This window comes from Janthinobacterium sp. UMAB-60 (assembly GCF_900095235.1).
In the GTDB taxonomy this organism is placed as follows: domain Bacteria; phylum Pseudomonadota; class Gammaproteobacteria; order Burkholderiales; family Burkholderiaceae_D; genus Janthinobacterium.
Genome location: NZ_LT607495.1, coordinates 1 through 21861, shown reverse-complemented (window position 1 = coordinate 21861; position 21861 = coordinate 1). Strand labels below are relative to the sequence as shown.

Genomic DNA, 21861 nt, shown 5'->3' with positions numbered 1-21861 from the left:
TACGGTGGTGTCGGGTTACGCCCTCCCGGGCTAACCCGACCTACTCCTCCAGCTTGCGCAAGGAAGTCAGGAACGTCGATGCATTCTGGAAACCGATCACGCGCGACTGGGCGATCTCCTGCCCTTGCGGGTTGAACATGATGATGCTTGGCGGGCCGAACAGCTGGAAACGCTTCAGCATGGCCTTGTCGTCCGCATCGTTGGCCGTCACGTCCACTTGCAGCAGCACGGCTTGCCCCATCTTCTCGCGCACGGCGGGATCGACGAAGGTCAGTTTTTCCATCTCGATGCACGACACGCACCAGTCCGCATAAAAGTCCAGCAAGGCCGGCTTGCCACCCAGCTGCGCCAACGCCGCATCGAGCTGCGCCACGGTTTTTACACGCGTAAACGATTGCGCGTGCACCTGGCCACCGCCCAGGTGCGCCAACGGCGCCAGCGGATCGCGGCCGCCGCTGGCCACGCCCACCAGTTGCATCGCACCCAGCACGGCAAACACCAGGCCGAAGGCCTTGGCCACCCAGGCGTGCTGCGCGCCGCTCTTGCCCACCAGCAGATACATGCCGTAACCGACGAACAGCACCGTCCAGCCCAGCATTTGCACGGCGCCAGGCAGCACGGGCGAGACCAGCCACCAGGCCACGCCCAGTTGCAGCACGCCAAAGAAGCGCTTGACGGCATCCATCCAGGCACCGGCACGCGGCAGCAAGGTGCCGGCCGATACACCCACCAACAGCAAGGGCACGCTCATGCCCACCGCCATGGCGAACAGCGCGCTGCCGCCGATGACGACGTCGCGCGTCTGGCTGATGTACAGCAAGGCGCCGGCCAGCGGCGCGGCCACGCATGGCCCGACGATCAGGGCGGAAATGGCGCCCATGACGAATACGCCCGCCAGGCGGCCTGACGATTGCTGGTTCGACACGGACGTCAGCTTGCCTTGCAGGAAAGCCGGCACTTGCAGCTCATACAAGCCGAACATCGACAGGGCCAGGCCCGCCATCAGCAAGGCGAAAAAGCCCAGCACCCACGGATTTTGGAGCTTGGCCGCCAGGCCTTCGCCCGCCAGGCCCGCCGCCACGCCCAGCGCCGTGTAGACGATGGCCATGCCCAGCGCGTACGTCAGCGACAACAGCAAGCCGCGCGAACGGCTGACCTTGGCGCCATCGCCGATGATGATCGACGACAAAATCGGCACCATCGGCAGCACGCATGGGGTGAACGCCAGGCCCAGGCCCAGCAACATGAACAGGGGCACGATGACGAGCAGCTTGCCGCCCTTCAGGGCCGATTCGATCTTGCCCAGCTCGTTTTGCGCGGGCGCCGGGCCTGCCGCCACAGGAACCGCCGCTACCGGCTCGGGCATGCTGGTGATATCGGCCAGGGGAACGCTCAGCACGGATACGCCAGGCGACGCCTGCGCCTGCGAGCCGTTGACGGCCGCCATGTCGACTGCCGGCGCGGCCGGCAAGGCAAACTTCGACGCCACGCCGCCCGGCGCCATGCTCTGGCCGCCGCCACCGCCCACCAGCTGGGCCGTGGCATCCTGCGGCGCATAGCACAGGCCCTTGTCGGAACAGCCCTGTCCCGTCGCTTTCAGGGTGAACGCGCCAGCGGCCTGCACGGGAATGGTGATGGTCAGCGTCTTGCGGAACGTTTCCACATTTTTCTGGAAGGTGTCGTCAAACTTGACCTTGCCAGCCGGATACACGGGCGTGCCCAGCTTGGCGCCCACGGCCTCGAACTTGAAGCGCTCATGGTACATATAGTAACCATCGGCAATCACATAGGTGACGGCGATGGTGGACGGATCCTGCATGCGGGCGGAAAATTTGAACGCCAGTTCGGGATCGAGGAATTCATCGTCGGCACGGGCATGGCCGGCGCCAAAAACGGCGATCAACAGGAAGAAACAGGCAGCAAACCAAGTGAGCAAAGGATGGCGTGGCGCGGCGCGCGCGGTGGCGCTGGAGAGGAAACGGGACATGAACTACCTTTTCGACCATTCGACAGTGGACGCGCGGAGCAGGCAGCGCTTGTGCCGGGCCGGCGCGAAAGGAGAATAGTACACTGCGGTAAGAATGACTGCAGCAGAAAACAAAAAAGCCAGGCTAGGCCTGGCTTTCTCAGATGCAACTGCCGGGATTACTCGCCAGCGATTTCAACTGCTTCGGTCGTATCTGGACGATCCATCAGTTCAACGAACGCCATAGGAGCGTTATCGCCTACGCGGAAACCCATTTTCAGGATACGCACATAGCCGCCGTTACGGTTAGCGTAACGTGGGCCCAGTTCAGCGAACAGCTTCAAGACCATTTCACGATCGCGCAGGCGGTTGAAGGCCAGACGCTTGTTTGCCAGGCAGTCAGTTTTGCCCAAGGTCAGAATTGGCTCGACAACGCGGCGCAGTTCTTTTGCTTTTGGCAGGGTGGTTTTGATCGCTTCGTGACGCAGCAGCGATACTGTCATGTTGCGCAGCATTGCCAGACGGTGGGACGAGGTACGATTCAGTTTACGGAGGCCGTGACCGTGACGCATGATAAATCCTTTCGGTGAGTGTTTAAATTCCAGCTCTTCGATCGATGAAGCTAGTGCAACATCGCGGGCCGGTTTGGCGCTTCAAAATAAAAGCCTGGGACACCTGTCCCAGGCAGTTTGCTACAACTACGAATTACTTTTCCAGGCCTGCAGGCGGCCAGTTTTCCAGCTTCATGCCCAAGGTCAAGCCGCGCGATGCCAGCACTTCCTTGATTTCGTTCAGGGACTTGCGGCCCAGATTTGGCGTTTTCAGCAGTTCGTTTTCCGAACGTTGGATCAGGTCGCCGATGTAGTAGATGTTTTCCGCTTTCAGGCAGTTCGCCGAACGCACGGTCAACTCCAGATCGTCGACTGGACGCAACAGGATAGGATCGACCAGCGGAGCGCGCGATGGCGCTTCAGCGGCAGCTTCCGTGCCTTCCAGGGCAGCGAACACATTCAACTGATCCACCAGGACGCGGGCCGACTGGCGGATCGCTTCTTCCGGCGAGATCACGCCGTTGGTTTCGATGTTGATGATCAGCTTGTCCAGGTCGGTACGTTGCTCAACGCGAGCCGATTCAACGAAGTACGATACACGGCGCACTGGCGAGAACGACGCGTCCAGGATGATGCGGCCGATGGTTTTGTTCGTGTCTTCCGACAGGCGACGCACGTTACCAGGAACGTAGCCGCGGCCTTTTTCAACCTTGATCTGCATGTCCAGCTTGCCACCAGCGGTCAGGTGGGCGATCACGTGGTCAGGGTTGATCAGTTCGACGTCATGCGGCAGGTCGATGTCGGAGGCCAGGATCGCGCCTTCGCCTTCTTTTTTCAGGGTCAGGGTTACCGAATCGCGGTTGTGGACTTTGAAAACCACACCCTTCAAGTTCAGCAACAGATCGACGACGTCTTCTTGCACGCCATCGAGGGAGGAATATTCGTGGACGACGCCGGCGATCGTCACTTCGGTCGGCGCGTAGCCTACCATCGACGACAGCAAGACGCGGCGCAACGCGTTACCCAATGTGTGGCCATAGCCGCGCTCGAACGGTTCCATCACGACTTTGGCGTGACCTGCACCGAGAGCTTCAACATCGATAATACGTGGCTTCAACAAACTGTTTTGCATGAAATGTCCTTTTCAATACCCTCGGCTCATTACACCGATAAGGCTGATGGCATTAGTAAAACGCCCACTCGATCGAGTGGGCGGTGATGGTGCTAACTACTATTAACGCGAGTACAGCTCGACGATCAGCGATTCGTTGACGTCGTTAGCGATTTCGTTACGCTCTGGCAGGGACTTGAAGGTGCCTTCCATTTTCTTGGCATCAACCGAAACCCAGCTAGGCATGCCAACTTGTTCAGCCAGCGACAGTGCTTCAACGATACGCACTTGCTTTTTCGATTTTTCACGAACAGCAACGATGTCGCCAACTTTAACCGCGTACGAAGCGATGTTCACAACGATACCGTTCACGGTGAACGCTTTGTGGCTGACCAATTGACGCGCTTCAGCGCGGGTCGAACCAAAGCCCATGCGGTAGCAAACGTTGTCCAGACGCGTTTCCAGCAACTTCAACAGCGTTTCGCCGGTGTTGCCTTTACGACGGTCCGCTTCAGCGAAGTAGCGGCGGAATTGACGTTCCAGCACGCCGTACATGCGTTTTACTTTTTGCTTTTCGCGCAGTTGGTTACCGTAGTCCGAGGTGCGGGCGCCGGATTTGACACCGTGCTGGCCTGGTTTGACGTCCAGTTTGCACTTGCTGTCGAGCGAGCGACGTGCGCTCTTCAGGAACAGGTCAGTACCTTCACGGCGGGAGAGTTTTGCTTTAGGTCCGATATAACGTGCCACGATGCTTCCTTTTATTAATGATAACGCCCCAGCCACATGCATGATCAAACACGCTGCTGCGGTTAGGCGCTAGTCTGACTCAGCTTCAATCAGACGGTGGCTGAAAACGAAAAACCCGCCAAATGGAATTTGACAGGCAAGAACAGCCGGGCAGTATAACCGTTTCCGGCTCCCTGCTCCAGCGATTTCACATAACTGTACTAAAACAACAGACAGAAAAGCAGCTGGCGCCGAAGCGCCCTCTGCAACACTATCTTAGATACGACGGCGTTTCGGTGGACGGCAACCGTTGTGCGGTACCGGCGTCACGTCCTGGATCTCGGTGATCTTGATGCCCAGGTTGTTCAGCGCGCGAACAGCGGATTCACGACCAGGACCTGGGCCCTTGATACGTACTTCCAGGTTCTTGACGCCACACTCAACAGCCACTTTACCAGCGGCTTCCGCGGCGACCTGCGCTGCGAACGGGGTCGATTTACGCGAACCCTTGAAGCCTGCACCGCCGGAGGTAGCCCACGACAAGGCATTGCCTTGACGATCGGTGATGGTAATGATGGTGTTATTAAACGAAGCGTGGACATGTGCAATGCCTTCAGCGACGTTCTTTTTAACCTTTTTACGCACGCGTGCTGATGCGGCGTTATTTTGCGACTTAGCCATAATTATTCCCTAGCGGATTATTTTTTCAGCGATTGAGCGGCTTTACGCGGTCCCTTGCGGGTACGTGCGTTCGTACGCGTACGCTGGCCACGGCAAGGCAGACCCTTACGATGACGCATGCCGCGGTAGCAACCCAGATCCATCAAACGCTTGATGTTCATGGACAGTTCACGACGCAGATCGCCTTCGACGATGAATTTACCTACTTCATCGCGCAGTTTTTCCAGTTCGTTGTCATCCAGATCTTTGATCTTTTTGTTGGTTGCTACACCGGTCGATGCACAGATTTTCTCTGCGCGTGGACGGCCCACACCGTAGATGGCTGTCAGGCCGATAACGGTATGCTGATGATTTGGGATATTAACCCCTGCAATACGTGCCATTTGTTATTCCTCGATTAACCTTGACGCTGCTTGTGACGTGGTTCCACGCAGATTACGCGGACTACGCCTTTGCGCTTGATGATCTTGCAGTTGCGGCAGATCCGCTTGACTGATGCGAGAACTTTCATTTTGGGGCTCTTTCTTTCGCTTCTTTGGTTTGATTCAGTGTGTTACTTGGTACGGAACACAATACGGGCTCGGCTCAAGTCGTACGGCGTTAACTCCACCGTCACCTTGTCTCCAGGGAGAATGCGAATATAGTTCATCCGCATTTTACCTGAAATATGCCCGAGGACCACGTGTCCGTTCTCCAGCTTCACTCGAAATGTTGCATTTGGGAGATTCTCAAGAATCTCGCCCTGCATCTGTATGACGTCGTCTTTTGCCATTCGGTATGTTTACCGCGCTTAACGCGTCGGAATTCCGCCCTTGAAATTTGCTTTGCGCAGCAGCGAATCATATTGCTGCGACATCACGTAGTTCTGTACTTGCGCCATGAAATCCATGGTGACAACTACAATAATCAATAAAGAAGTACCGCCGAAATAGAATGGTACTTTCCACTGGGCTTGCATAAATTCCGGCAATAAACACACCAGGGTGATGTAGACTGCGCCGGCAAGTGTCAAGCGTGTCAGGATCTTGTCGATGTAACGGGCTGTCTGCTCGCCTGGACGGATCCCGGGAATGAACGCACCGCTTTTCTTCAAGTTATCCGCTGTTTCCTTGCTGTTAAACACCAGCGCTGTATAGAAGAAACAGAAAAACACGATCGCCACTGCGTACAACAGCGCATGGATAGGCTCACCAGGCCCCATCGATGCTGCCAAATCTTTCAAGAACCGCACCGCAGGGTTAGCGTTGTCGGCGCCCTTTGAAAACCAGTCCACGATAGTGGCCGGAAACAAGATGATCGAAGAAGCAAAGATCGGCGGGATCACGCCGGCCATGTTCAGCTTCAACGGCAAATGGCTGGTTTGACCGCCATAAATCTTGTTGCCTACCTGGCGCTTCGCGTAATTGACCAATATTTTGCGCTGACCGCGTTCGACGAATACGACGAAGTACGTTACCAGTGCTACCAGAATCACGATGAAAATCGCGCTGAAGCTGCCGATCGAACCATTCGACACCTGAGTGAACAAGCCACCCAACGCCGACGGCAGACCTGCTGCAATCCCGGCAAAAATGATGATCGAGATGCCATTCCCCAAGCCACGCTCGGTAATTTGCTCACCCAACCACATCAAAAACATTGTTCCGGTCAACAAAGTGACGACCGTCACGAAGCGGAATGCAAGACCAGGTTCCAACACCAGACCAGCTTGCGACTCCAGTGCGACTGCAATGCCTAACGCTTGGAACAGTGCCAGGGCAACCGTGAAATACCGGGTGTACTGGGTGATCTTGCGACGACCTGCTTCGCCTTCTTTTTTCAACGCTTCCATCTGCGGTGACACGATCGACAGCAATTGCATGATGATCGAGGCCGAGATATAAGGCATGATACCCAGCGCAAACACTGTAAAACGAGACAAGGCACCGCCCGAGAACATGTTGAACATGCCCAGGACGCCGCCTTCGTGCTCCTTGAACAGCGAGGCTAATTGTGTCGGGTCAATCCCGGGAACCGGGACGTGAGCACCGATACGATAAACCACCAATGCGCCAAGCAAAAACCAGAGCCGTCCCCAAGGGAAACCGGCCGCTGCACTTTTAGCAAGTTGTGGATTAGTCGCCAATTTTCGCTCCGATCAAGCTGTTAGCGGTCAACTCAGGCTACCGAGCCGCCGGCTGCTTCGATGGCGGCTTTCGCGCCAGCGGACACTTTCAAGCCCTTCAAATTCACCGCTTTGGTGATTTCGCCGGACAAGATCACGCGCACGTCACGGGCCAACACGCCCAGAACGCCAGCTTGCTTCAAGACCAGAATGTCGACATCGCCAACAGCCAGGTTGTTCAGATCGGACAGGCGCACTTCAGCTTTGAAGGTTGCGTGCATCGATTTGAAACCGCGCTTAGGCAGACGGCGTTGCAGAGGCATCTGACCGCCTTCGAAACCGACTTTATGAAAGCCGCCCGAACGCGATTTCTGACCTTTGTGACCACGACCCGAGGTTTTACCCAGGCCGGAGCCGATACCGCGACCGACGCGACGCTTGTAGTGCTTAGCGCCTTCGGCTGGTGCAATAGTATTCAATTCCATGATTTGCTCCGTTCGTGTAAGCCCGAAGGCTTACCCGACAACTTTAACGAGATACGATACTTTATTGATCATGCCGCGTACGGATGGGGTGTCTTGCAATTCGGAAACCGAATTTACACGACGCAGACCCAGACCGCGCACGGTAGCGCGATGCGATTCGCGCGTACCGATCAAGCCCTTGACCAATTGCACTTTGACTGTGTTTGTCATTTTGTCCACCTTAAGCCAGAATGTCTTCAACCGACTTGCCGCGTTTGGCAGCGATATCGGAAGCAGTGCTCATTTTCGACAGGCCGTCCAGCGTAGCGCGTACCAGGTTGTATGGGTTGTTCGAACCGGTGGATTTCGCCACCACGTCCGTCACGCCCATCACTTCGAAGATAGCGCGCATGGCGCCACCAGCGATCACGCCGGTACCAGGCTTAGCTGGGTTCATCAAGACCTTGGAGGCGCCGTGACGACCAACAACCGTGTGATGCAAGGTACCGTTTTTGAGCGGTACTTTGATCAGGTTGCGACGGGCTTCTTCCATTGCCTTCTGCACGCCAACTGGCACTTCTTTCGATTTGCCCTTGCCCATGCCGACGCGGCCATCGCCATCACCAACTACGGTCAGCGCGGCGAAACCCATGATACGACCACCCTTGACCACTTTGGTCACGCGGTTGATCGCGATCATTTTTTCGCGCATGCCATCATCCGGCTTGTCGCTTTGCATTTTTGCTTGCATTTTTGCCATGATTGATCCTTAGAACTTCAGACCGGCTTCGCGTGCGGCTTCTGCCAACGCTTTCACACGGCCGTGGTAACGGAAACCGGAGCGGTCAAACGCAACTTCGGTAATCCCTGCTTTCAACGCTTTTTCAGCGACGCGCTTGCCGATCAAGGCTGCAGCAGCGGCATTGCCGCCTTTGCCGGATTGGCCTGCCAGTTCAGCGCGAACTTCCGCTTCAGCCGTCGAGGCCGAAACCAGGATTTTTGCATCCGGGCTGATCAGGTTGGCGTAAATATGCAGGTTGGTGCGGTGCACCGACAAGCGATTTACTTTCAATTCCGCAATCTTGATGCGGGTTTGGCGTCCGCGGCGAAGCCGTGATTCTTTCTTATCCATCGTCAGCCCCTAATTACTTCTTCTTGGTTTCTTTAAGCTTAACCACTTCGTCCGCATAGCGAACGCCCTTGCCTTTATAAGGCTCAGGAGCGCGGTAAGCACGAACTTCAGCGGCTACCTGGCCAACCTGTTGACGGTCGATACCTTTAATCAGGATCTCGGTCGGGGTTGGTGTTGCGCAGGTAACGCCAGCTGGCATGTCATGCACTACAGGGTGCGAGAAACCCAGGGACAGATTCAACTTGTCGCCTTGAGCTTGCGCCTTGTAACCCACGCCTACCAGGTTCAGCTTTTTCTCGAAACCCTTGGTGACGCCAACAACCATGTTGTTGACCAGTGCGCGCAGCGTGCCGGACATGGCATTGGCTTCGCGGCTGTCGTTCGCCACGTCGAAACTCAGGGTTCCTGCATTGTTTTCCACTTTGACCTGGCCGGTGAGGGCCTGGGAAAGTACGCCCAGCGGGCCTTTTACGGTGATCGCTTGTGCGGAGATGGCGACTTCGGCGCCAGCTGGCACTACGATAGGCATTTTAGCTACTCGAGACATGTGTAACTCCTTAAGCCACGTAGCAAATAACTTCGCCGCCGACACCGGTAGCGCGTGCTTTGCGGTCAGTCATGACGCCTTGCGGAGTCGACACGATCGCCACACCCAAGCCATTCATCACAACAGGGATCTCGTCTTTACCCTTGTAGACGCGCAGACCCGGACGGGACACGCGCTCCAAGCGCTCAATGACGGGACGGCCAACATAATACTTCAAACCGATTTTCAGTTCCGCTTTGCCACCAGCTTCGGTAACAGCGAAATCTTCAATGTAACCCTCGTCCTTCAGGACGCTGGCAATCGCAATTTTGACTTTCGACGATGGCATGGCCACGGTCGTCTTTTGCACGCCTTGTGCATTGCGAATGCGGGTCAGCATATCGGCGATAGGATCGCTCATACTCATTGCATATTCTCCTATTACCAGCTTGCTTTTGTCATACCCGGAATTTCACCACGCATGGCGAATTCACGGAGCTTGATACGACCCAGACCGAATTTACGGAATGTGCCGCGCGGACGACCAGTGATGGCGCAACGGTTACGTTGACGCGTCGGGTTCGAGTTACGTGGCAGCGCCTGCAATTTCAGGCGAGCTTCGTAGCGCTCTTCTTCCGATTTCGATTGATCATCGACGATGGCCTTGAGAGCTTCGCGCTTAGGGGCGAATTTCGCCACCAGGTCAGCACGCTTGATCTCACGATTAATCAGTGACAGTTTGGCCATGATCAGTTCCTGAAAGGGAATTTAAAGGCGGCGAGCAAAGCTTTGGCTTCGTCATCGGTCTTAGCGGTTGTCGTGATGCTGATATTCATACCGCGCAACGCGTCAATCTTGTCGTATTCGATTTCAGGGAAAATGATCTGTTCCTTGACACCGATGTTGTAGTTACCACGACCGTCAAATGCACGGCCGTTCACACCACGGAAATCGCGTACGCGCGGCAGAGCCACGGTAATGAAGCGATCCAGGAACTCGTACATGCGAGCGCCGCGCAGGGTGACCATCGTACCGATCGGATAACCTTCACGGATTTTGAAGCCTGCGATCGCTTTGCGGGACTTGGTGGTCACTGGCTTCTGGCCGGCGATCTTGGTCAAGTCAGCAACTGCGTGCTCGAGAACTTTTTTATCCGCGATTGCCTCACCAACACCCATGTTCAGGGTGATTTTGGTCAGGCGTGGAACTTCCATTACCGACTTGTAACCAAACTTGCTGGTCAGGTCGGCAACGACTTTTTCTTTATAGAATTCTTGGAGACGTGCCATGATTTCTTAAGCCTTCACTACTTCGCCGGAGGATTTAAAGATGCGAACTTTCTTGCCGTCCACTTCTTTGAAACCCACGCGATCTGCCTTGCCAGTCGCTGCATTAAACAATGCAACGTTGGACACGTGAATTGGCATGGTCTTATCGACGATACCACCAGTTACGCCAGTCATCGGGTTTGGCTTAGTCGCTTTTTTAGCGATGTTAATGCCGTCAACCACGATATGTTCAGCATCGATACGCTGCTGTACCACACCACGTTTGCCCTTGTCTTTCCCGGTCAGAACGATGACTTCGTCGTTTTTACGAATCTTATCCATTACGACTCCTTACAGGACTTCCGGTGCCAGGGACACGATTTTCATGAACTTCTCAGTACGCAGTTCGCGTGTGACAGGTCCAAAAATACGGGTACCGATCGGTTCCAGCTTGGCGTTCAACAGAACGGCGGCATTGCCGTCGAACTTCACCAGGGAACCGTCTTGGCGGCGAACACCTTTAGCGGTGCGCACAACCACGGCGTTATAAATTTCACCTTTTTTGACACGGCCACGTGGCGCAGCAACCTTGACGGTTACCTTGATCACATCGCCAATGCCAGCATAACGGCGCTTGGAGCCGCCCAATACCTTGATGCACATTACTTCTTTGGCACCGGTATTGTCAGCCACTTCGAGCCGGCTTTCAGTTTGAATCATAGTATTCTCTTTCCCAACTTAAGCCGAAGAATCCACACAATGTAGACCCACGGTCAGTCTTGGTCCCGCCAGAGCCGCCCTGCTGGGCTTCACTGTTTGGGTGCATGACCTTCATACATCAACTGACCGCGAATGCTACTGTCTGTGGCCAGACACTTTGCGGCGTTACATGAACGAAGCCCGCAAGTATTACATACAATTTGCGGGCCTGCAAGTACTAATTAAAAGCCACCGCCGAAACGGTGGTTTTTATTTAAACGGTTGGTGCGGCTTGAACCACACGTGTTACCGTCCATGCCTTCGTTTTGGAGATCGGGCGACCTTCCTGGATCTCGACCGTATCACCGGCCTTGACTTGGTTGGTCTCGTCATGCGCGTGATACTTGTTCGAGCGCATGATGATCTTGCCATACAAAGGATGTTTTACGTGGCGCTCGATCAGAACGGTAACGGTCTTGTCCATCTTGTCCGAAACCACTTTACCGATCAGCGTGCGCTTGAGCGACTGTTTCACTGGTTCGTTCATTTGGCTTCCTTCAGATTCATTACCGTCTTCACACGCGCGATATCGCGGCGTACCTTCTTGAGCTGCGAAGTGTTGCTCAGCTGCTGCGTAGCGATTTGCATACGCAGGCCGAACTGTGCCTTCAACAAGTCATTCAGCTCTTTTTGCAGAGCTGGCTGGTCTTTGCCGCGGAGTTCAGATGCTTTCATATACAACTCCAATTATTGGCCGACTTGGCGGATGACAAACGTCGTCGCCAGTGGCAGTTTAGAGGCGGCAAGACGGAAAGCTTCCCGTGCCAGCGCTTCATCAACGCCATCCATTTCGTACAGTACTTTACCTGGCTGAATTTCAGCGACGTAGTACTCAGGATTACCTTTACCGTTACCCATACGGACTTCAGCCGGTTTGTTCGAAATCGGTTTGTCCGGGAAAATACGGATCCAGATACGGCCACCGCGCTTGATGTGACGCGTCATTGCACGACGCGCCGCTTCAATTTGACGCGCAGTGATACGACCGCGCGCAACTGCCTTCAGACCGAATTCGCCAAACGACACGGCGGTGCCGCGGCTGTGCGAAATACCGGTATTACGGCCTTTCTGCTCTTTACGATACTTTCTGCGTGCTGGTTGCAGCATGATTATTCTCCTGCTTTCTCAGCTGGTGCTGCTGCGGCGGCCGGTTTAGCGGCGGTACGCACACGTGCACCTGGTGCTGTGGATGGTTTCGCACCGGCACCGGCTGGACGTGGACGGCCAGCTGGCTTGCCATCGTCACGGCGTGGGCCGCGGCTTTTCTTCTCGTCAGCTGGGGTATCGATGACTGGTGCATCGCCGTTAGGCGCGCGGTCACCTTTGTATACCCACACCTTGACACCGATGATGCCGTAGGTGGTCGACGCTTCGCTGGTACCGTAGTCGATATCGGCGCGCAGGGTATGCAGAGGCACGCGGCCTTCGCGGTACCACTCTTTACGCGCGATTTCGATACCGTTCAGACGGCCGGACGACATGATCTTGATACCGAGAGCACCCAGGCGCATTGCATTTTGCATTGCACGCTTCATGGCGCGGCGGAACATGATCCGTTTTTCCAGCTGCTGAGCGATCGAATCGGCGATCAGTTGCGAGTCGATTTCTGGCTTGCGAATTTCTTCGATGTTCACGTGAACAGGTACGCCCATGATCTTGGTCAGCGCCGACTTCAGTACTTCGATGTCTTCGCCTTTTTTACCAATGACCACGCCTGGACGCGAGCTGTAGATCGTGAAGCGCGCGTTCTTGGCTGGGCGCTCGATAACGATGCGACCAACGGATGCGTTCTTCAGTTTCTTTTTCAGGTAAGCACGTGCTTTCAAGTCTTCGTTCAGCATGGCAGCGAAATTACCGTTGCCTGCATACCAGCGCGAAGCCCAGTTACGGGTGACCGCCAGACGGAAACCGGTTGGATGAATTTTCTGACCCATCGTGGCTCCTTAGTTACCGACAGTCACGTAAACGTGACAGGATTGTTTCGAAATACGGTCGCCACGGCCTTTTGCACGCGCGGTGAAGCGCTTCAGGACCGGGCCCTTTTCGACGTAGATCGTTTTCACGAACAATTCGTCGATGTCCGCACCATCATTGTGCTCGGCATTCGCAATAGCGGATTCCAGAACGCGTTTGATGATCGCAGCACCTTTTTTCGGGCTGAATTGCAAGATGTTGAGTGCAGCGTCAACTTTCTTGCCACGGATCAGGTCAGCAACCAGGCGGCCCTTTTGGTCCGACAGGCGCACACCTTTGAGGATAGCTTTAGTTTCCATTATTTCTTAGCCTTTTTGTCAGCTGCATGGCCCTTGAACGTACGGGTCAGTGCGAATTCGCCGAGCTTGTGACCAACCATGTTTTCGGAAACATAAACCGGCACGTGCAGCTTGCCGTTATGAACCGCGATCGTCAGGCCGATAAAGTCAGGCATGATTGTCGAACGACGCGACCAGGTTTTGATTGGCTTTTTGTCTTTGGCTGCTTGCGCGGCTTCAACTTTTTTCACCAGGTGGGCGTCACAGAACGGCCCTTTTTTCAATGAACGTGTCATGTGCTACCCCTTATTTCTTGCCGCGGCGCGAGACGATCATGGAAGTCGTACGCTTGTTGCTGCGTGTTTTCTTACCCTTGGTCTGTTGGCCCCATGGCGAAACTGGATGACGACCAGCTGCTGTTTTACCTTCACCACCACCGTGCGGGTGATCGACCGGGTTCATGACCACACCGCGAACGGTAGGACGAACACCGCGCCAGCGCATCGCGCCAGCTTTACCGATTTTACGCAGGCTGTGCTCGGCATTACCGACTTCACCAACCGTTGCACGGCACTCGATGTGCACGCGACGTACTTCACCCGAGCGCAGACGCACTTGAGCATAGGTACCTTCACGTGCCATCAGCACAACGCCAGCGCCAGCGGTACGTGCCATTTGGGCACCTTTACCTGGCAGCATTTCGACGCAATGCATCACGGTACCGACTGGGATGTTACGGATTGGCAAGCAGTTACCCGATTTGATCGGTGCTTCCGAACCGTTCATCACGCTGTCGCCAACGGCCATGCCTTTGGTTGCGATGATGTAGTGACGTTCGCCGTCGGCGTAGCACAACAGAGCGATATTCGCGGTGCGGTTTGGATCGTATTCGATACGTTCCACTTTCGCTGGAATACCATCTTTGGTGCGCTTGAAGTCGATCAAGCGATAGTGTTGCTTATGACCACCACCGATATGACGGGTGGTGATGTGACCGTTGTTGTTACGACCAGCGGTCTTGGATTTCTTTTCAACCAGGGCAGCGAACGGACGACCTTTGTACAGGTCTGGGTTCACCACCTTTACCATGCCGCGACGGCCTGGCGAGGTTGGTTTCATCTTAACGAGTGCCATTATGCAGCCTCCTCGGAGAAGTTGATTTCCTGGCCAGGCTTCAGGCACACGAAAGCACGCTTGGTATGGTTACGACGACCGTTGAATTTGCCGGTGCGTTTCTGCTTACCTTCGCGGTTTGCAGTTTGCACGGACAGAACTTCAACCTTGAACAGCAGTTCGACCGCTGCCTTGATTTCAGGCTTGGTTGCATCCGGCAGTACGCGGAATACAATTTGCTCGTTCTTTTCCGCGACCATGGTGGCCTTCTCGGAAATCACGGGCGCCAACAGCACCTTCATCAAGCGTTCTTCGCTATGTTTCAAAATCGCGCTCATGCCAGCATCTCCTCAATCTTGGCCAATGCAGCTTTGGTGACCAGGATCTTCTTGTAGAACACCAGGGACATCGGGTCTGCGTGACGTGGCTCAACGACGAGTACGTTAGGCAGGTTGCGCGATGCCAGTTCCAGGTTTTCGTTCAGAACGTCGGTGATGATCAGAACCGAATCAAAGCCCAGGCCGTTCAATTTTTGCGACAACAGCTTGGTCTTTGGCGCGTCGATCGTCAGATCGTCGATGACGATCAGGCGCTCTTCGCGAGCCAGCTGCGACAGGATCGAGCAGATACCTGCGCGATACATCTTTTTGTTCACTTTGTGGGTGAAGTTTTCGTCAGGCGAGTTCGGGAAAATCCGACCACCGCCGCGCCACAGTGGCGAGGACGACATACCAGCACGAGCGCGGCCGGTACCTTTTTGGCGCCATGGCTTTTTCGTCGTGTGGTGAACTTCTTCACGGTCTTTTTGCTTGCGGTTACCACTACGTGCATTCGCTTGATACGCGATGACGACTTGGTGGATCAGCGCTTCATTGTAGTCACGGCCGAAAATCGTATCGGCTGCAGCAACGTTCGAGGCGGCTTGACCTTGCGCATTCAGAAGCTTGAGTTCCATCGTTTAAGCTCCCTTCTTGGCTTTGGTTTTGATGGCTGGCGAGACAACTACCTGGCCATTTTTCGCACCTGGAATCGCGCCTTTGACCAGCAACAGCTGACGGTCGGCATCGATACGGGCGATCACGAGGTTCTGGATCGTACGGTTAACGTCACCCAGATGACCGGTCATGCGCTTACCAGGGAAAACGCGACCTGGATCTTGTGCCATACCGATGGAACCTGGAACGTTGTGCGAACGCGAGTTACCGTGCGTTGCACGGCCAGAAGAGAAGTGATAACGTTTGATAACGCCTGCATAGCCTTTACCAATGGTAACGCCTTGCACGTCGATCTTTTGACCGACTTCGAACAGGGAAGCAGCGACAACATCGCCAGCTTTCAGTTCAGCGGCTTTAGCAGCATCGACGCGGAACTCTTTCAACAGAGTACCGGCTTCAACACCAGCTTTAGCGTGATGACCAGCAACAGCTTTGGTCACGCGGGAAGCGCGACGTTGACCGAATGCGACCTGAACAGCGGAGTAGCCATCTGTTTCAGGGGTTTTGATTTGCGCAACACGGTTGTTCGATACGTCCAACACGGTGACCGGGATCGAATCCCCTTCATCCGTGAAAATGCGCATCATACCAACCTTGCGACCGAGAAGGCCTAGGCTCATTTTTTCTCCATTCCCACCTGCGATTGGGCGGGGCTTGTTTAACTACAAAGTAACGTAGGATCCAAAAAAGACGAATCCATACCGAAGCCGGCTAGTATATAGCACAAAAACCCTTGACGCAACAAGTTAACACGAGGTATGTCAAAGTGTTGCGCGACGCCCCTGCGACAGTTGCCGGGGGCGCTGCAAAGGTCGGCTAATGTAGCATACATCGCCTATTCATGCGGCTCTGCAGCGGGTGCCGCTACGCCCTTGCCCACTTGATACCAGTCAACTTTACGCGTCGCCACCATGATGGCGGCCAGCACGGCGAACAACAGGATGCTGCCCATCACCAGCGCATTGTTTTCCGAGCTCAGCAAGCCATACAGGGCGCCATACAGCGCCGTCAACGCCATGCCGAAGCCGATGCCGCGCCAGCCGTTGTGCAGCACGTGCGCCAGATAAAAGCTGGTCAGCGCGATACAGGCGGCGCTGGCGATCAGGTAGGCGGCGAGGAAGGCGATGTGCTCGGCCAGGCCCACCAGCAGCAGGAAGAAGATCACCAGCGACAGGCCTACCAGCAAGTACTGCACCGGGTGGATCGGCAGACTCTTCAGGATTTCAAAGATGAAGAAGGCGGCAAAGGTCAGCGCCACGAACAGCAAGCCATATTTGGTGGCGCGGTCCGATTGCGAATACACATTCACCGGCTCGATGAAGCCCACACTGAAGCGGTCCACCTGGCCCAGCGGCGCACTGTCGGGCACCTTGAATTCCCCCTCGATGGTGCTCAGCTGCGTTTGCGCATTCGTGGCCAGCGAGGAGATGCTCCACTCAACCTGAAAGCCATCGGCGTTGATCTGGCGGAGTTTCGGCGACGGCAGGAAGCGCCCGCCAAACTGCGGATGGGGCCAGTTCGACTTGATGCGGATCTGGCTGTTTTTCGCCACCGGCACGAAATGCTGGCGTTCGATGCCGTCCAGCCCCAGGTCAAAGCTGAATTTCACCTGTTGCGCTTGCGCCAGCGGCATGGCGCCCAGCGGCGCATGCAGGCCGCTGCGGAAGGCAAACAAGTCGGTGCCCTGTTCAAATTCGATCTTCTGCCCGCCCCAGTCGATTTTCGGGATATTACGGATGCCGCGCACGTCCTCGATGGACAGAGCGACGAAAGGCGCGCCCAGGGTCATGCGCGAGTCCGGCGACTTGCGCGGCAACTGCGTGCTGGCCGGCAGCGTAAAATCTCCCTTGAACGCATGCTGGCCGCTGTAGACCAGCACCTGGTGGATGCCGCGGTAACGGCGGTCCGTGTCGATATTGCCATTGATCTGCAAGTCGTTCGGATACACGAGCAAGCGGCGCTGCACCGTGCGGTGCAGCAACTCCGAGCGCACAGGCGCTTTCGCTTCCCTGTCATCGCTCTTGGCCACTTCCACGCGCTCTTCATATTGCTCCGTGTAGGGGATCACCAGGATGGGACCGATGATGGTTTGTTCGCGCACCGAATCGGCGGCGATGCTGTTGACGGCTTCCTGGCGGAATTCCATCCGCTCCTTGATCGTTTCCTGAATCATCAGCAGAGGCAGGCCGATCAGCAACATCAGGCCGAACACGATCAACGCTTTGACGAAGAGAGTTTTTTGCATGGCGCATCCTTGAAGTAAGGAGGCCAGTGTAGAAAAATCATGTGCGCTGATGATGCGCTGCGTGTGAAGTCTGCAGATAAATGCACGCTAAGCCAGCGGCAGGCACAGGCGCGCGCAGGCACCGCCTTCCGCATGATTGAGCACTTCGACCGTGCCGCCATGCAGCGAGGCCACCTCGCGCACGAAGGGCAGGCCCAGGCCCGTGCTCTTGCCAGCACTCGGGCGCGGCAGCGAGTAAAAGCGCTCGAAGACGCGCTCCAGCGCATACGCGGGGATGCCCTCACCGCGGTCGCGCACGGCAATTTCCACCTGGCTGCCGTGGCGCCGCGCCGTCAGGTCGATGCCGCTACCCGGTGGCGCGAAGCCAGCCGCGTTGTCGAGCAAGTTGCCCAGCGCCTGGCGCAGCAGCAGGGCGTCGCCCGCCACGCTCCCCTCTTCCGCCTGCACCTGCAGGCGCACGCCGCGCGCCGCCAGGGTGGCGGCCGCGTCCTGCGCCACTTGCGCCAGCAGCGGCCCCAGCGCGATGCGCTCGGGCTTATCCAGGCGCTGCTGCTTTTCCACGCGCACCAGGGCCAGCAGCTTGTCGATCAGTTGCCGCTGGCGCGCATTCTGTTCCAGGATACTGGCGAGGAACTGGCGCCGCTCGGCCGGCGGCATGTCTTCCTGCAGCAGCTCGGCCGATGCCTGGATGGCGGCGATCGGGCTTTTCAATTCATGCGCCAGGGTGTGCATCAGCTGCTCCACGTATTCCTTGCCTTCCAGGCGCGTGCGCATCGCCTCCAGCGCCCGCCCCAGGGTGCCGATTTCATTATTGCCCAACGCCGGCAGCGCCACCTTGCGCCCTGCTTCCACGTCGCCGATGTAATGCATCAGCTTGCCCAGCGCATGGTGCAGCCACCAGGCGAATGCCAGGCCGATCAGCAACGACAGCAGCAACAGGATGGCGCCGCGCTGCAATATCTTGCGCTGGCTGCGTTCGACAAAGGCTTGCACGCTGGCATTCGGTTTGGCCACCGTCAGCACGCCGATCACTGCATTGCCGTCGCGGATCGGTGCGGCCACATGCATCACCGTCGACATCTCGTCGTCGGGCCGGCTGCGCGTGCTGCGCGCGCCATACTTGCCCTGCAAGGTCAGATACACGTCATTCCAGCGCGAATAGTCGCGCCCCACGTCGCGGCCGCTGGAATCGAACAGCACGATGCCGTGTCGGTCCGTGATGGTGATACGGTAATCGAGCGTGCGCTTGCGCACGCCATTGATATTGACGTCCACGCCATGGCGCGCATAGTCCTGCATGCGCTCGGCCACGGGCGACTGCGCCAGCGTGCCCGCCTTCAAGTCGGGCGCCACCAGGCTGGCCAGCAGTTGCGAGGTATCGACCAGGGTGTCTTCCAGGGTCGAGCGCACACCCGGCTTGACCTGCTCCACGAAGACGTTCAGCAAGAACCACGCGGCCAGGCCGACGATCAGGAAGTAGCCGAGCAGGATACGCAGGCCGATCTTCATGCGCCGGCCAGGCTGTAGCCGAGGCCACGGTGGGTGTGGATGGGGTCGGCCTGCGCATCGATGGCGCGCAGCTTGGCACGCAGCGATTTGACATGCGCATCGACGGTACGGTCGAGCGTGTCGGGCGCTGCGCTCCACACGCGCTCCATCAGCTGCGCGCGCGACAGCACGTGGCCCGGGTGTTCCAGCAAGGTTTTCAGCAGCAGGTACTCGTAACGGGTCAGCTCCAGCGGCTGGCCGTGAAACAGTACCCTCGCCTCCAGCGCGCGCAACTCAAAGCGCTCTGGCACCGGCGCGACGCCCGCGCCAGCGCGGCGCAGGATGACGCGGATGCGCGCCACCAGTTCGCGCGGCGAGAACGGCTTGGTGACGTAATCATCGGCGCCGATTTCCAGGCCGACGATACGGTCGATTTCATCGCTGCGGGCCGTCAGGAAGATCACCGGCACGTCGGAAAACTGGCGCAGCCGGCGACACACTTCCAGCCCGCTCATGTCGGGCAAGCCGATATCGAGCACCACCAGTTGCGGTGCGGCCTCACTGCGCAGCACGGCAAGCGCCTGCTCACCCAAGGTCACATGGCGCGGCGTAAAGCCGTCCGTGCGCAAGGCATAGGCGATGCTGTCGGCTATCGCCTGTTCATCTTCCACGATCAGGACAGTCTTGGACATGGCGGCGGCACGCATTAATGGACAAGTCCGGAGTATCCCTGAAGCGGGCAAGCGGCGTCAATCGCGCGCCTTGCCGTGCGCTGGCAACAAGCCGCCCGACCTAAGGCCGGGCGACGTGGATGCTGGCCTTGATGTGCTTGAGGTGGGCCACGATGGTGAACGTCATCACCACCAGCAGCGACCATGAACTCCATTTGCTGACATGCACCACCGACCAGGCGCCAAGCTGGTTCGGATAACGCCACACGCCCCAGAAGGTGCTGATGTTTTCGGCCAGCCAGATAAAGAAGCCGACCAGCACGAAACCGAGCAGCAAGGGCATGCCGCGGTCGCGGTCGAGCGGACGGAACACCACGGTGGTGCGCGCGTACAAGCCCAGCGCGCAGGCGGCCAGATACCAGCGGTAGTCGCCGATGTAGTGATGGGTGAAGAAATTGGCGTAGATGAGCAGCGCGATCAGCACCGCCATCCAGTACGGCGGATGGTGGCGGATGCGCATGTCGAGCAGGCGCCAGGTCTGGATGATGTAGCTGCCGACGGCCGCATACATGAAGCCGGAAAACAGGGGGACGCCGAACACCTTGCTGTAGGCGAAGTCGGGATAGCTCCATGACTGGATCGTCCCCGATACCTTGAACACTTCCAGCGCAAAGCCGACCGCATGAAACAGGCAGATGGCTTTCAACTCATCCCACGTTTCCAGCCCGCTCCACACCATTGCACCCTGGATCGCCAGCGCCACCAGCAGCAGCACGTCATAGCGCGGCAGGCCGAACAGGCCGGCGCGCGGCACCAGGAACACGGCGGCAAAAAACAGTCCCACGAACAGGCACGACCTCGCCTCCTTGATGCCGAAATACAGAAATTCGGTCAGGAAGCGCGGCCAGCCGCGCAAGCGCAGACGTGGAGTCGCATTTAACAGGTGGGTATCGAGGGCATTGAGCATGCGGCAACTTTATCGACCGGCCGCGGCACTGTAAAGCGATTTTGCATGCGTACGGCGGTGCCGCCCATGTTAGCCATGCACCAATAGCAATGGGGCCGGGCGCACTCACGCTTGTGAGCAGGCCCGGCCCCATCATCAGGCAGCGGGACACCCCGCCGGCCTGGAACAGCTGTCAATACCTGTTGCTACGGTATTGTCAGCCGCCCTTGAAACTCTTATTGCAGTTTGATTTCAACATCAACACCAGCTGGCAGGTCCAGCTTCATCAGCGCGTCAACGGTTTTGTCCGTTGGGTCAACGATGTCCATCAGGCGTTGGTGCGTACGGATCTCGAACTGATCGCGCGAAGTTTTGTTGACGTGCGGGGAACGCAGCACATCGAAACGTTGAATACGGGTAGGCAGTGGTACTGGGCCTTTGACGACAGCGCCGGTGCGCTTCGCGGTTTCAACGATTTCCAGAGCGGACTGGTCGATCAGCTTGTAATCGAAAGCCTTCAGGCGGATACGGATTTTTTGGTTTGGTGCCGACATGATATTTCCTTAAAAGAACGAACCGCGCGGTCTGCACGGCAATGAGGTCATACGGGAATTTCTGACGCAACAACCGTCAGGGTCGACATGATAGCACCAAAATGCTTGCCAACCCCGCCAGTTGAATAAAAAGAAGGGCGCCGGGCGACGACGCGTCTTCTTTTATGCAGGCTTAAGAATTAAGCCAGGATTTTTGCAACAACACCAGCGCCGACGGTACGACCGCCTTCACGGATAGCGAAGCGCAGACCTTCTTCCATCGCGATCGGGTTGATCAGCTTGACGGTGATCGACACGTTATCGCCTGGC

34 protein-coding genes and 1 pseudogene are annotated in these 21861 nt (G+C 56.8%); all 35 read right to left on the bottom strand.

Annotated features, from left to right (window positions below; genetic code table 11):
* Positions 1-40 precede the first annotated feature (40 nt).
* Positions 41-1987 carry a protein-disulfide reductase DsbD gene (gene dsbD / locus K0F86_RS20725; RefSeq protein ID WP_257572271.1) on the bottom strand — a complete coding sequence of 649 codons (1947 nt, stop codon included), beginning with the start codon at positions 1985-1987 and terminating at the stop codon, positions 41-43.
* 158 nt (positions 1988-2145) lie between these two features.
* Positions 2146-2538, bottom strand: a complete 393-nt coding sequence (gene rplQ, locus K0F86_RS20720; protein ID WP_010394482.1) for a 50S ribosomal protein L17 — start codon at positions 2536-2538, stop codon at positions 2146-2148.
* A gap of 133 nt (positions 2539-2671) precedes the next feature.
* Positions 2672-3649, bottom strand: a complete 978-nt coding sequence (locus K0F86_RS20715) for a DNA-directed RNA polymerase subunit alpha (RefSeq protein WP_008444343.1) — start codon at positions 3647-3649, stop codon at positions 2672-2674.
* 102 nt (positions 3650-3751) lie between these two features.
* On the bottom strand, positions 3752-4375 hold the full coding sequence (rpsD, locus tag K0F86_RS20710; RefSeq protein ID WP_010394478.1) for a 30S ribosomal protein S4: 624 nt from the start codon (positions 4373-4375) through the stop codon (positions 3752-3754).
* A 255-nt stretch (positions 4376-4630) separates the two neighbouring features.
* Positions 4631-5035 (bottom strand): 30S ribosomal protein S11, encoded by a 405-nt coding sequence (gene rpsK, locus K0F86_RS20705; protein WP_010394475.1) that lies wholly within the window; start codon positions 5033-5035, stop codon positions 4631-4633.
* Between the two features lie 17 nt (positions 5036-5052).
* Positions 5053-5418 carry a 30S ribosomal protein S13 gene (gene rpsM / locus K0F86_RS20700; protein ID WP_219136097.1) on the bottom strand — a complete coding sequence of 122 codons (366 nt, stop codon included), beginning with the start codon at positions 5416-5418 and terminating at the stop codon, positions 5053-5055.
* Between the two features lie 14 nt (positions 5419-5432).
* Positions 5433-5546, bottom strand: coding sequence for a 50S ribosomal protein L36 (gene rpmJ / locus K0F86_RS20695; RefSeq protein ID WP_010394471.1), 114 nt, complete (start codon positions 5544-5546; stop codon positions 5433-5435).
* Positions 5547-5588: 42 nt separating this feature from the next.
* Positions 5589-5807: a translation initiation factor IF-1 gene (gene infA, locus K0F86_RS20690; RefSeq protein ID WP_005663428.1), complete on the bottom strand. Its 219-nt coding sequence runs from the start codon at positions 5805-5807 to the stop codon at positions 5589-5591.
* An 18-nt stretch (positions 5808-5825) separates the two neighbouring features.
* The gene (gene secY, locus K0F86_RS20685) at positions 5826-7160 is read right to left on the bottom strand and encodes a preprotein translocase subunit SecY (protein WP_010394438.1); all 1335 of its coding nucleotides are present in this window, start codon (positions 7158-7160) and stop codon (positions 5826-5828) included.
* 32 nt (positions 7161-7192) lie between these two features.
* Positions 7193-7624 (bottom strand): 50S ribosomal protein L15, encoded by a 432-nt coding sequence (gene rplO / locus K0F86_RS20680; RefSeq protein ID WP_034753211.1) that lies wholly within the window; start codon positions 7622-7624, stop codon positions 7193-7195.
* 30 nt (positions 7625-7654) lie between these two features.
* On the bottom strand, positions 7655-7834 hold the full coding sequence (gene rpmD, locus K0F86_RS20675; RefSeq protein WP_010394435.1) for a 50S ribosomal protein L30: 180 nt from the start codon (positions 7832-7834) through the stop codon (positions 7655-7657).
* Positions 7835-7844: 10 nt separating this feature from the next.
* Positions 7845-8363, bottom strand: coding sequence for a 30S ribosomal protein S5 (rpsE, locus tag K0F86_RS20670; RefSeq protein ID WP_010394433.1), 519 nt, complete (start codon positions 8361-8363; stop codon positions 7845-7847).
* A gap of 9 nt (positions 8364-8372) precedes the next feature.
* Complete coding sequence (gene rplR / locus K0F86_RS20665; protein WP_071079767.1) at positions 8373-8735, bottom strand: 50S ribosomal protein L18; 363 nt, start codon at positions 8733-8735, stop codon at positions 8373-8375.
* A gap of 13 nt (positions 8736-8748) precedes the next feature.
* Entirely contained in the window at positions 8749-9282 is a 534-nt protein-coding gene (gene rplF, locus K0F86_RS20660; RefSeq protein ID WP_034778281.1) for a 50S ribosomal protein L6, read from the bottom strand.
* Between the two features lie 10 nt (positions 9283-9292).
* On the bottom strand, positions 9293-9688 hold the full coding sequence (gene rpsH, locus K0F86_RS20655; protein ID WP_010394425.1) for a 30S ribosomal protein S8: 396 nt from the start codon (positions 9686-9688) through the stop codon (positions 9293-9295).
* A 14-nt stretch (positions 9689-9702) separates the two neighbouring features.
* Positions 9703-10008 (bottom strand): 30S ribosomal protein S14, encoded by a 306-nt coding sequence (gene rpsN, locus K0F86_RS20650; protein ID WP_010394423.1) that lies wholly within the window; start codon positions 10006-10008, stop codon positions 9703-9705.
* A 2-nt stretch (positions 10009-10010) separates the two neighbouring features.
* Positions 10011-10550 (bottom strand): 50S ribosomal protein L5, encoded by a 540-nt coding sequence (gene rplE / locus K0F86_RS20645; protein WP_010394421.1) that lies wholly within the window; start codon positions 10548-10550, stop codon positions 10011-10013.
* A gap of 6 nt (positions 10551-10556) precedes the next feature.
* Positions 10557-10871 carry a 50S ribosomal protein L24 gene (gene rplX / locus K0F86_RS20640; RefSeq protein WP_034753204.1) on the bottom strand — a complete coding sequence of 105 codons (315 nt, stop codon included), beginning with the start codon at positions 10869-10871 and terminating at the stop codon, positions 10557-10559.
* A gap of 9 nt (positions 10872-10880) precedes the next feature.
* Complete coding sequence (gene rplN / locus K0F86_RS20635; protein ID WP_008444317.1) at positions 10881-11249, bottom strand: 50S ribosomal protein L14; 369 nt, start codon at positions 11247-11249, stop codon at positions 10881-10883.
* Between the two features lie 253 nt (positions 11250-11502).
* On the bottom strand, positions 11503-11775 hold the full coding sequence (rpsQ, locus tag K0F86_RS20630; protein WP_010394415.1) for a 30S ribosomal protein S17: 273 nt from the start codon (positions 11773-11775) through the stop codon (positions 11503-11505).
* Positions 11772-11963: a 50S ribosomal protein L29 gene (rpmC, locus tag K0F86_RS20625; protein ID WP_010394412.1), complete on the bottom strand. Its 192-nt coding sequence runs from the start codon at positions 11961-11963 to the stop codon at positions 11772-11774. Before rpmC ends, rpsQ begins: the two co-directional genes overlap by 4 nt.
* 12 nt (positions 11964-11975) lie before the next feature.
* A complete protein-coding gene (gene rplP / locus K0F86_RS20620) occupies positions 11976-12395 on the bottom strand; it encodes a 50S ribosomal protein L16 (RefSeq protein WP_010394411.1) in 420 nt (139 codons plus the stop codon).
* A 2-nt stretch (positions 12396-12397) separates the two neighbouring features.
* The gene (gene rpsC, locus K0F86_RS20615) at positions 12398-13222 is read right to left on the bottom strand and encodes a 30S ribosomal protein S3 (RefSeq protein ID WP_034753199.1); all 825 of its coding nucleotides are present in this window, start codon (positions 13220-13222) and stop codon (positions 12398-12400) included.
* 9 nt (positions 13223-13231) lie between these two features.
* Complete coding sequence (rplV, locus tag K0F86_RS20610) at positions 13232-13564, bottom strand: 50S ribosomal protein L22 (protein ID WP_170840583.1); 333 nt, start codon at positions 13562-13564, stop codon at positions 13232-13234.
* A complete protein-coding gene (gene rpsS, locus K0F86_RS20605; RefSeq protein ID WP_008444295.1) occupies positions 13561-13836 on the bottom strand; it encodes a 30S ribosomal protein S19 in 276 nt (91 codons plus the stop codon). The genes rplV and rpsS overlap by 4 nt, the downstream gene beginning before the upstream one ends.
* A gap of 10 nt (positions 13837-13846) precedes the next feature.
* Positions 13847-14674 (bottom strand): 50S ribosomal protein L2, encoded by an 828-nt coding sequence (gene rplB, locus K0F86_RS20600; RefSeq protein ID WP_010394400.1) that lies wholly within the window; start codon positions 14672-14674, stop codon positions 13847-13849.
* Complete coding sequence (rplW, locus tag K0F86_RS20595; RefSeq protein WP_010394398.1) at positions 14674-14991, bottom strand: 50S ribosomal protein L23; 318 nt, start codon at positions 14989-14991, stop codon at positions 14674-14676. Before rplW ends, rplB begins: the two co-directional genes overlap by 1 nt.
* Entirely contained in the window at positions 14988-15608 is a 621-nt protein-coding gene (gene rplD / locus K0F86_RS20590; RefSeq protein ID WP_034753197.1) for a 50S ribosomal protein L4, read from the bottom strand. Before rplD ends, rplW begins: the two co-directional genes overlap by 4 nt.
* A 3-nt stretch (positions 15609-15611) precedes the next feature.
* Positions 15612-16268, bottom strand: a complete 657-nt coding sequence (gene rplC, locus K0F86_RS20585) for a 50S ribosomal protein L3 (protein ID WP_071079769.1) — start codon at positions 16266-16268, stop codon at positions 15612-15614.
* 215 nt (positions 16269-16483) lie between these two features.
* Positions 16484-17893, bottom strand: a complete 1410-nt coding sequence (gene creD / locus K0F86_RS20580; protein WP_219136096.1) for a cell envelope integrity protein CreD — start codon at positions 17891-17893, stop codon at positions 16484-16486.
* Positions 17894-17980: 87 nt separating this feature from the next.
* Positions 17981-19402, bottom strand: coding sequence for a two-component system sensor histidine kinase CreC (gene creC, locus K0F86_RS20575; protein WP_219136095.1), 1422 nt, complete (start codon positions 19400-19402; stop codon positions 17981-17983).
* Positions 19399-20073, bottom strand: coding sequence for a two-component system response regulator CreB (creB, locus tag K0F86_RS20570; protein ID WP_219136094.1), 675 nt, complete (start codon positions 20071-20073; stop codon positions 19399-19401). Before creB ends, creC begins: the two co-directional genes overlap by 4 nt.
* Before the next feature lie 100 nt (positions 20074-20173).
* Complete coding sequence (locus K0F86_RS20565; RefSeq protein WP_219136093.1) at positions 20174-21019, bottom strand: DUF817 domain-containing protein; 846 nt, start codon at positions 21017-21019, stop codon at positions 20174-20176.
* A gap of 215 nt (positions 21020-21234) precedes the next feature.
* Entirely contained in the window at positions 21235-21552 is a 318-nt protein-coding gene (gene rpsJ, locus K0F86_RS20560; protein WP_010394389.1) for a 30S ribosomal protein S10, read from the bottom strand.
* Positions 21553-21731: 179 nt separating this feature from the next.
* Positions 21732-21861, bottom strand: a pseudogene (locus K0F86_RS20555) (elongation factor Tu); the annotation flags it as partial.